The organism is Methylobacterium planeticum (assembly GCF_008806345.1).
GTDB classification, from domain to species: domain Bacteria; phylum Pseudomonadota; class Alphaproteobacteria; order Rhizobiales; family Beijerinckiaceae; genus Methylobacterium; species Methylobacterium planeticum.
The window spans coordinates 273,718-281,924 of the sequence record NZ_VZZJ01000006.1 but is presented as its reverse complement, the minus strand read 5'-3'; the positions used below and the strand labels follow the sequence as shown (position 1 = coordinate 281,924).

Annotated in this window: 11 protein-coding genes; 2 read left to right on the top strand and 9 right to left on the bottom strand. The window is 73.5% G+C overall.

Annotation, left to right across the window (positions count from 1 at the left end; all coding sequences use genetic code 11):
• Positions 1–96 precede the first annotated feature (96 nt).
• The gene (locus F6X51_RS27800; RefSeq protein WP_191970061.1) at positions 97–255 is read right to left on the bottom strand and encodes a hypothetical protein; all 159 of its coding nucleotides are present in this window, start codon (positions 253–255) and stop codon (positions 97–99) included.
• Positions 256–539: 284 nt separating this feature from the next.
• Here F6X51_RS27800 and F6X51_RS10240 point away from each other — a divergent pair, with 284 nt between their 5' ends.
• The gene (locus tag F6X51_RS10240; protein ID WP_150963203.1) at positions 540–842 is read left to right on the top strand and encodes a hypothetical protein; all 303 of its coding nucleotides are present in this window, start codon (positions 540–542) and stop codon (positions 840–842) included.
• A 62-nt stretch (positions 843–904) separates the two neighbouring features.
• Here the strand turns inward: F6X51_RS10240 and F6X51_RS10235 are convergent, their stop codons facing one another.
• The 6 genes from F6X51_RS10235 to F6X51_RS10210 all read right to left on the bottom strand — a co-directional run bounded on the left by F6X51_RS10235 (position 905) and on the right by F6X51_RS10210 (position 4,714).
• Positions 905–1,261 carry a hypothetical protein gene (locus F6X51_RS10235; protein WP_150963202.1) on the bottom strand — a complete coding sequence of 119 codons (357 nt, stop codon included), beginning with the start codon at positions 1,259–1,261 and terminating at the stop codon, positions 905–907.
• A gap of 149 nt (positions 1,262–1,410) precedes the next feature.
• Entirely contained in the window at positions 1,411–1,887 is a 477-nt protein-coding gene (locus tag F6X51_RS10230) for a VOC family protein (RefSeq protein WP_150963200.1), read from the bottom strand.
• Positions 1,888–1,931: 44 nt separating this feature from the next.
• Positions 1,932–2,423, bottom strand: coding sequence for an SRPBCC family protein (locus tag F6X51_RS10225; protein ID WP_150963198.1), 492 nt, complete (start codon positions 2,421–2,423; stop codon positions 1,932–1,934).
• Between the two features lie 100 nt (positions 2,424–2,523).
• On the bottom strand, positions 2,524–2,970 hold the full coding sequence (locus tag F6X51_RS10220) for a VOC family protein (RefSeq protein WP_150963196.1): 447 nt from the start codon (positions 2,968–2,970) through the stop codon (positions 2,524–2,526).
• Positions 2,971–3,077: 107 nt separating this feature from the next.
• Positions 3,078–4,340: an RNA polymerase sigma factor gene (locus F6X51_RS10215; protein ID WP_150963194.1), complete on the bottom strand. Its 1,263-nt coding sequence runs from the start codon at positions 4,338–4,340 to the stop codon at positions 3,078–3,080.
• Positions 4,337–4,714, bottom strand: a complete 378-nt coding sequence (locus tag F6X51_RS10210; protein WP_150963192.1) for a YciI family protein — start codon at positions 4,712–4,714, stop codon at positions 4,337–4,339. The genes F6X51_RS10215 and F6X51_RS10210 overlap by 4 nt, the downstream gene beginning before the upstream one ends.
• A 173-nt stretch (positions 4,715–4,887) precedes the next feature.
• Between F6X51_RS10210 and F6X51_RS10205 the strand changes: the two genes are divergently transcribed.
• On the top strand, positions 4,888–6,357 hold the full coding sequence (locus F6X51_RS10205) for a hypothetical protein (RefSeq protein WP_150963190.1): 1,470 nt from the start codon (positions 4,888–4,890) through the stop codon (positions 6,355–6,357).
• On the opposite strand, the gene F6X51_RS10200 is transcribed toward F6X51_RS10205, so the two are convergent.
• Both F6X51_RS10200 and F6X51_RS10195 read right to left on the bottom strand, forming a co-directional pair.
• Complete coding sequence (locus tag F6X51_RS10200; protein WP_210250299.1) at positions 6,341–7,057, bottom strand: class I SAM-dependent methyltransferase; 717 nt, start codon at positions 7,055–7,057, stop codon at positions 6,341–6,343. The genes F6X51_RS10205 and F6X51_RS10200 overlap by 17 nt on opposite strands.
• Positions 6,979–8,064 (bottom strand): glycosyltransferase family 2 protein, encoded by a 1,086-nt coding sequence (locus tag F6X51_RS10195; protein WP_150963186.1) that lies wholly within the window; start codon positions 8,062–8,064, stop codon positions 6,979–6,981. The genes F6X51_RS10200 and F6X51_RS10195 overlap by 79 nt, the downstream gene beginning before the upstream one ends.
• Positions 8,065–8,207 lie beyond the last annotated feature (143 nt).

Sequence of the window (8,207 nt, the reverse complement as noted above, 5' to 3'; positions counted from 1 at the left end):
ACCTGACCAAGCCCCTGACCGACCAGATCGCCAAGGCCTGGCGCGAACGCTGAGACCGGACGCGGGCGCCGCGTCGGTGATGCCGAGGGTGCCGCCTCAGGCGGTCGGGGTGAGGTCGTCCGCCGACCAGGTCTCGCGGACGTTGCCGATATCGACCTCGTAGGCCTCACCGAGGTTCCACACGCCCACGACGGCGCCGACGCGCCCATCGGGAAGCCGCACGAGGTCGAGCAGGGCGAAGGGGGAGAGTTGCATGGCGATGTCCTCCGATCGTCAATCGCCCCAGCGGCGTTTTGGCTCCGTGTCGGGCTTCGCACCGAGCGTGCGGGCCGCTGTGGCGGGTGCGTAAAGGTCGCGTGCCGGGCCGGCCGTCCCAGGCCTGACCGGACGGGCCGCCGCTGCCCGGAGCGGAACCTGAACGCCAGCCCGCATCGCGCCTCAGCGGCCGTTCAACCGGTCAGGCGCACTCTGTCCCTGTCGCGCGGCGCGGGGCCCCCTCGCCTGCCCGGCACCCCCGATCCCGACGGCAGAGCAGCCCGATGTTCGACCTCCTGACCCCGGCGCGGCGCGATGCGGGGGAGCGTCCCCTCGACCGGGCGGAGATCCCCGGCCGCGGCGGCCCGCGCCGCGATGGGGCCGCGATCGAGGCCTTTCTCCGCAGTGTCGGCCCCGCGCTCGAGACCGCCTTCAGCCCGGATCGCGGCGGGGCCCTGCCACGCGACATCGCGGGCCTGGTGGGCCAACTCCACGCCGGCCCCCTCGGCCGACGCGCGCCGCGGCACCGGGCGGCCCTGCGGTTGGCGCAGGCACGCCGGCGGCGTCGGACGGGCCGCGATGAATGAACGGATCGAGCCGGCGCGCGCGGCTTCGCCATCCCGGCATCCGCGGGCGGGCCGCAGCCGGCCTAGCCGCCCTCGACGACGCGGGCGCGCCCGTGCTTCTGGTCGAGCGCCTGCTTGAGCAGGGTGAGCACGTCGTCCCAGCCCAGCGGCGCGGTGAAGTCCGCATCGGCGTACGGGGCGCCCCCCGCGGTGCCAAGGAGCAGATGGCTACGGCCGTCGTAGTGCCGGGGGAAGTTCTGCAGGCGGTGGCCCTGCGGGTACTCGGTCCGGTAATCGGGCCGGCCCGCCTCGCCGCGCAGGCAGAAGCGGACGCGCCGGTCGTCCCGGTGCCGGATCCACTCCATGTTCAGCAGCACGTCACGCAGGTAATCCGCGTCCCCCACGAGGTCGAGCGGAAGGTCGGAGGCGATAAGGGGCACGGCGGGCACCGATCACGCAGCGAGCCGAGGAGGCTCTTACAGGAGATGTGGGGGCTGCCCATTCGAACGTCCATCGCCACAAGGGGTTAGTGGCCCCGATCATCGGGCCGATCGTCCGGGATTGCCGCGCGATCGACCCGGAACCGGCCTCAGCCCGCGGCGGCGCGCGCCAGGGCGGCGATGTCGAGCTTCACCATGCCCTGCATCGCCAGGAACACCCGGCTCCCGACCGCCGGATCGGGGTCGGCCAGGAGGCGCGGCAGCATCTCGGGCACGATCTGCCAGGGCACGCCCCAGCGGTCGCGCAGCCAGCCGCAGGCGATCTCCGCCCCGCCCTCGGCGGTGAGCGCCGACCACAGCCGGTCCACCTCCGCCTGATCGGCGCACAGGACCGAGATCGAGGCGGCGGTGTCGTAGCTCGCCGGACGGCCCCCGTTGAGCGCCTGGAAGCTCTGGTCGCCGAGCCTGAAGCTGATCAGGATGACGTCGCCCGCCTGCCCGCCCGGCCAGGGGCCCGGCGCGTGCTGGACATGCGTGATGGCCGATCCGGGAATGAGCGAGACGTAGAGGCGGACGGCCGCCTCGACGTCGCCGCCGAACCAGAGGCAGGTGCTGATCGTCGACATGGGTGCATCTCCCGATCCGTGGAGGGTGTTGGGGCGGCCCGCCCCTAGAGGGTCGCGGCGAGCTCCGCGAGCTGGTCGGCGCAGCGTCCCCAGCCCGCGTGGAAGCCCATGGCCTCGTGCCGGGCCCGGTCCTCCGCCGACCAGTGGCGGGCGCGGGCCGTGTAGCGGGTCCCGCCCTCCGCATCCTCGAAGGTGATGATACCCGTGAAGAAGGGCTTCGCCGACGGCTCCCAGGCCCGCAGGTAGGCGTCGGTGAAGACGATGCGGGCGTCCGGCACGATCTCGAGATAGACCCCGGCGCTCGGGAATTCCGAGCCGTCCGGCCCCCGCATCACGAGGCGGCTCGCCCCGCCGGGCCGCGGGTCGGTCTCGGCCTCGCTCACGGTCCAGGGCTTCGGCGCGAACCAGCGCTTCAGGAGTTCCGGCTCGGTCCAGGCCCGGAACAGGGCGGCCCGCGGCGCCGGGATGATGCGGGTGAGGACGAGGTCGCGCTCGCCCGTCGAGGCGCTCGGGGTTTCGGAGGTCGCGTCGGTCATGGCCGGTCTCATGGTCGGAGGTTGCGTGGCGGCGCGCGATCGGTGGCGCCGGCACGGTGCGGGCGCGTCGCGACCGGGCGGGGCAGGCTCGGGGCGTCGATCAGCGTGTCTGCTGGTTCATCGCCCAGACCACGCCGAAGGGGTCGCGCAGCTGCGCGTAGCGGTCGCCCCAGAACATGTCGGTCGGCGGCATCAGCGGCGTGGCGCCGGCCTCGGTCGCGCGTGCCCACCACGCCGCGATGTCGTCGACCATCAGCGTCATGTTGAAGCTCTGCGGCGCCTGCAGCGGGTGGCCGTGCTCGGGAAAGGCATCGGACAGCATCAGCGACGAGCCGTTGACGTAGAGGTGGACGTGCATCGTCCGTCCCTGCTCGTCGGGGGGAATCGCGGCGGCGGTCTCGGCTCCGAAGGCGCGGGCGTAGAACTCGGCGGCCTTCATCGCGCCGTCGACGGTGAGGTAGGCGACGAGGCCCCCCTTCGTCGGGCAGGGGGCGGGCTTGGCGTCGTTGGGCTTGGCGTCGGCGGGCTTGGCGTCGGTGCTGCTCATGCTGGTCCTCTCCTCTCGGCTGCGACCCTGGTCGTCCGCGGCCTCGCCCCAAGGACGCTCGGCCCGACCGGTCTCCGACAGCGTCGGCGAAATTTTTTCGTTTGTCGCTAGTCCGGGTGCGCGGCCTCGCGCGACAGGCGGTCGAGCTGTTGGCGGATCTGCGCGGCCTCCGCGGCGGTGCCCGCGAGGGCGATCGCGCGGGTCATCGCCTCCCGGGCCTCGGCGGCGCGGCCGAGCTGCATCAGGAAGGCGCCGCGCAGCCCGTGAAAGTAGAAGTATCCGTCGAGGGCCGCCGCGAGGGCGTCCGTGAGCGCGAGCCCCGCCGCGGGGCCGCGGGTCTTGCCGACCGCGACCGCCCGGTTGAGGCTCACCACCGGCGAGGGCTGCATCCGCTCGAGCACCGCGTAGAGGGCGTCGATCTCCGCCCAATCGGTGTCCTGCGGGCGGCGCGCGCGGGCGTGGAGCGCGGCGATGGCGGCCTGGACCTGGTAGGGGCCGGGCGCGCGGTGGCGCATCGCCTTGTCGACGAGGGCCAGCCCCTCGGCGATCATGGGCCTGCTCCACAGGGCGCGATTCTGGTCGTCGAGGAGCACGATCTCGCCCTGCGGATCGAACCGCGCCGGGCTCCGGGCGTGCTGGAGCAGCATCAGGCCGAGGAGCCCCATCACCTCCGGGTCGGTCCCGAACAGGCGCAGCAGCACGCGCCCGAGGCGGATCGCCTCGTCGCAGAGGGCGCCGCGCTCCGAACCCGTCCCGGCGGAATAGCCGGCGTTGAAGACGAGGTAGACCATGGCGGCGACGGCCGAAAGCCGTTCGGCGCGCTCGGCGGCGCCGGGCGGCCCGTAGGGCACGCCGCTGCGGGCGATCCGCGCCTTGGCGCGGGTGATGCGCTGCTCCATCGCCGCCTCGGAGACCAGGAAGGCACGGGCGATCCGCGCCAGGCTGATGCCGGAGACGATCCGCAGCGCCAGGGCGATCTGCTGCGTCGCCGGAAGGTCCGGGTGACAGCAGATGAACAGCAGGCGCAGGATGTCGTCGCGGTAGGGGACGGCGTCGAGCTGCTCCGCGAGGGGCCCTTCCGTGTCGTCGAGGTCGGACAGGGCGGCATCGTCCGGCAGGGGGGCGTGCCGCGCCTCGCGCCGCTTCCCGTCGAGGCCGGCATTGCGCCCGACCAGGATGAGCCAGGCCGCGGGATCGCGCGGCGGGCCGTTGCGGGGCCAGGTCCGGAGGGCGCGCAGGGTCGCCTCCTGGAAGGCCTCCTCCGCGACGTCGAGGTCGCGGAAGCTGCGCAGCAGGGCGGCGATCGCCTGCGGCCGGGCCGCGCCCAGCGCCGCCGCGATCCAGGCCGTGTCCGGATTGGCCTCGCTCATCCGGCGGCGAGCCTCGGATCGGGATTGTAGAGGAGGACGGGGCGGAGCTCGTAGGCGCCGCCGGGATTGGCCGCCGCGAGGTCGCGGGCGATGGCGAGCGCCTCCTCGAGGTCGGCCACGTCCACCACGTAGAAGCCGAGCAACTGCTCCTTGGTCTCCGCGAATGGGCCGTCGATCACGAGCGGCGGCTCGCTCGCCTTGCGCAGGGTCGTCGCCGCGGTGGTCGGCAGGAGGCGCAGGGAGGGGCCGAGCCGCCCGGTGCGCTGCAGCTTCTCGTGGACGACGCCGAGGCGGGCCATCACGGCGGCGTCCTCCTCCTGGCTCCAGCCCGTGACGACGTCCTCGTCCTTGTAGCAGAGGATGGTGTAGAGCATGGCTTCTCCTTCCCGTCAGAGGACGCGGATCCCAGCCCGATTCCGACACAGGCGGCCAGGATTTTTTCGCGCGCGCCGGATGACGCCCGCCCGGCGCCGGTGGATCCCGGCTTAAAGCGATCTTCACGCGCGGGGCCCAAGCTTGCGGCCTTGGGAAGCCGGACGCATCCGAAATGGCCGAGATCCTCGCAGCACCCCGCCCCATGCCGGTGCGCCGGCTCCGGCCGGATGGCGCGACGCTCGTGCTGGTCGGGGTGCTGGCGTTCCTGGCGAGCCAGGCGGGACGGCTCCTCGGGGATCCGGACACGCAGTGGCACGTGGCCGTCGGGGCCCGGATCGTGGCCGAGGGGGCGCTGCCCTGGGTCGACCGCTTCTCGCACACCTTCGCGGGCGCCGCCTGGATCGCCAAGGAGTGGCTCTCGCAGGTCCTGCTCTACGGCGCCTTCGCGGCTGCCGGCTGGCCCGGCGTCGCCCTGCTGACCGCCCTCGTGGTCGCCGGCACCTTCGCGCTGATGTATCGCTGGCTCTGCGGCGACCTGGCGCCGACCTCGGCCCTCGTCGCGGTGCTGCTCGCCGCGGTCTTGACCGCACCGCACCTCCTGGCGCGGCCGCACGTCCTCTCCTTCCCGGTGATCCTTCTGACGACCTGCGCGCTGGTGGGGGCCGCCGAGCGGCGCGCCGGGCCGCCCTGGTGGGTGCTCGGCCTCTTCGCCCTGTGGGCGAACCTGCATGCCGGCTTCACCATCGGCTTCGCGGTGGCGGGGCTGATCGGGCTCGAGGCGGTCGCCGCGGCACCGGCGGGGCGGCGGGCCGGCCTCGCCCTGCGCTGGGGCATGTTCCTCGCCGCGATGCCCCTCGCGGCCTGCGCCACCCCCTACGGCCCCCGCGCCATGCTGATCACCATCACCCTGTTCGGCAGCGGCGAGCCCCTCCCCTACATTCAGGAATGGCAGCCGCTCGACCTCGACACGGTCGGGATTCTGGCCGGCGCCGCGATGCTGGCGCTCCTCCTCGTCCTGGCGCGGGAGGGATGGCGCAACCTGCCGCGCATCGTCCTCCTGCTCCTCCTCGGCGCCATGACCCTGCGGCACGGGCGATTCCTCGACCTCTTCGCCCTGATCGCCCCGATCCTCGCCGCGGCCCCCCTGGCGCGCTGGCTGCCGCCTCGGGCCGCGGCGCCGGTCCCGGCCCCGCACCCGGTCGGGTGGGCCGTGGCCGCGCTGCTCCTGGCGTTGCCGGTCGGCCTCACGCTGACGCGTCCCCTGGAACCCGATCCGGCGGTGGCGCCCCGCGCCGCCCTCGATGCCGCGCGCCGCGGCGGGCTGACGGCGGGCCCGGTCTACAACAGCTTCGACTTCGGCGGATTCCTGATTGGCGCCGGCGTGCCGACCTTCGTCGACGGGCGCGCGGACCAGATCTTCCTCGGCGGCTTCACCCGCAGCCTCAACGAGGCGATCGCGGCCGAGGCGGACGGCCCGTTCCTCGACATCCTGAGCCGCCACGGCGTGACCTGGGCCCTCGTCCAGGCCGGATCCCCGGAGGCACGCCACCTCGCCCGCGCCGGCTGGACCCGCATCCACGCGGACGCGGTCGCGGCGGTGTTCGGGCGGCCGGGCGCGGCGGCGCTCAGTCCGGCAGGCTGACGAGCGCGAAGAGCGACAGCCCGAGGGCCATGCGGACGCGGCCGACGAGGTGACGCTCCGCCGAGAAGATCGTGCGGAGCAGGGCGTTCATCCATCGGGCCGGCACCCGGTCGTCCTCGGTCGGCCGCCCGGTCACGATCGAGCCGACGCGGCGCGCCAGCGCCAGGGGAAACAGCAGCGTGTTGAAGTAGCCCACGCGCTCGACGCGCAACCCCGCCGCCGCGACCGCGTCCGTCAGGCTGCGCGCGGTGTAGCGCCGCTTGTGGTGGTGGACCGCGTCGTGGTGCGACCAGAGCCACGGCAGGGCCGGCACGGTGACCAGGATGCGGCCGTCCCGCTTCAGCTTGGCGCCGAGGGCGGCCAGGGAGGCGCGGTCCTCCTCCACGTGCTCCAGCACGTCGAGGAGCGCAATCAGGTCGTAGCTCCGGTCGGGGACGGGCAGGTCGTGCGGCAGGGCGCAGGGCCGGATCACGAGGCCGGAGCGCCGTTCGGCGATCGCGCGCGCGCCCGGGTCGTACTCGACCGCCTCGACGGTCCCGAAGGCGCCGAGCATCCCGAGATTGCCGCCGCTGCCGCAGCCGGCCTCGAGGATGCGCATCGGCGCCGGGGCGCGGCCCCGGCTCAGCTCGCGGCGGAGGAGCGTCGCGAGGATCTGGCGTCGGCCGGTGAACCACCAGTGCCGCTGTTCGTTCTCGGCCATTCGGGCATAGGCGGTCGGGTCCATTCGGAATCCTGCTCGGGAAGCCGCGCGCGCTCCCCATTCACGTCGCGCACGAGGTAAAGCGGGCGGCCCCTGACCTCCGCGGCGATGCGGCCGACATATTCCCCCATGATCCCGAGGGAGAGGAGGTTGAGGCCGCCGAGGAACAGGATCGTCACCATGATCGAGGGGTAGCCCGGCACCGCGTTGCCGGTGACCAGGGTCAGGCCGATCAGGACCAGGCCGTAGAGGATGGCGAAGCCCGCCACGGTGAGGCCGATATAGGTCCAGACCCGCAGGGGCGCGGTGGTGGAGCCCGTGAGGCCGTCGAGGGCGAAGTTCCACAGGCGCCAGTAGCGCCACTTGGTCTGGCCCGTCCGGCGGGCCTCGCGCACGAAGCGGACCTCCGCCTGACGGAAGCCGATCCAGGAGAACAGCCCCTTCATGAAGCGCGCGCGCTCGGGCAGCGTGTTCAGGATGTCGACGACCTGCCGGTCAAGCAGCCGGAAGTCGCCGGCATTCGACGGGATGCCCTGGTCGGCGACGCGGTTATAGACCCCGTAGAAGCCCCAGGCGGTGAGCCGCTTCAGCGGCGTGTCGACCCTGCGCCCGCAGCGTACGCCGTTCACGATGACGGAGCCGGCCATCCAGAGGGCGACCATCTCCTCGATCACCTCCGGCGGATCCTGCAGGTCGACGTCGATCGGGATGACCGCCTGGCCGCGGGCGTGGCGCAGCCCTGCGGCCAGCGCCGCATCCTTCCCGAAATTGCGCGACAGGCTCACCACCGCGATGTCGCTGCGCTGCAGCCGGGCGGCGGCGAGGATCGCCGGGGTCGCGTCCGAGCTGCCGTCGTCCACGAACAGGATCTCGTAGCGCGTGCCGGGTCCGGCGCGCCGGCAGGCGCTCTCCATCGCCGCGTCGGCGCGGGCGAGGAACGGGGCGATCGCGGCTTCCTCGTTGAAGACCGGAACGACGAGCGACAGCAGGATCTGGGTCAGCGGCATCACCGGCAGCGTTGGCCGAACTCGGGGGGCCAGTATGGTGCAGGAATGCTTAAGGCTTCCCTTCCCGCCAGGGCCGCGCCGGGCGGGCCCGGGGCCGGCGGGGGTCTGCAATGATCCCCCCGCCCTTCCGCTCGCGCGACCGA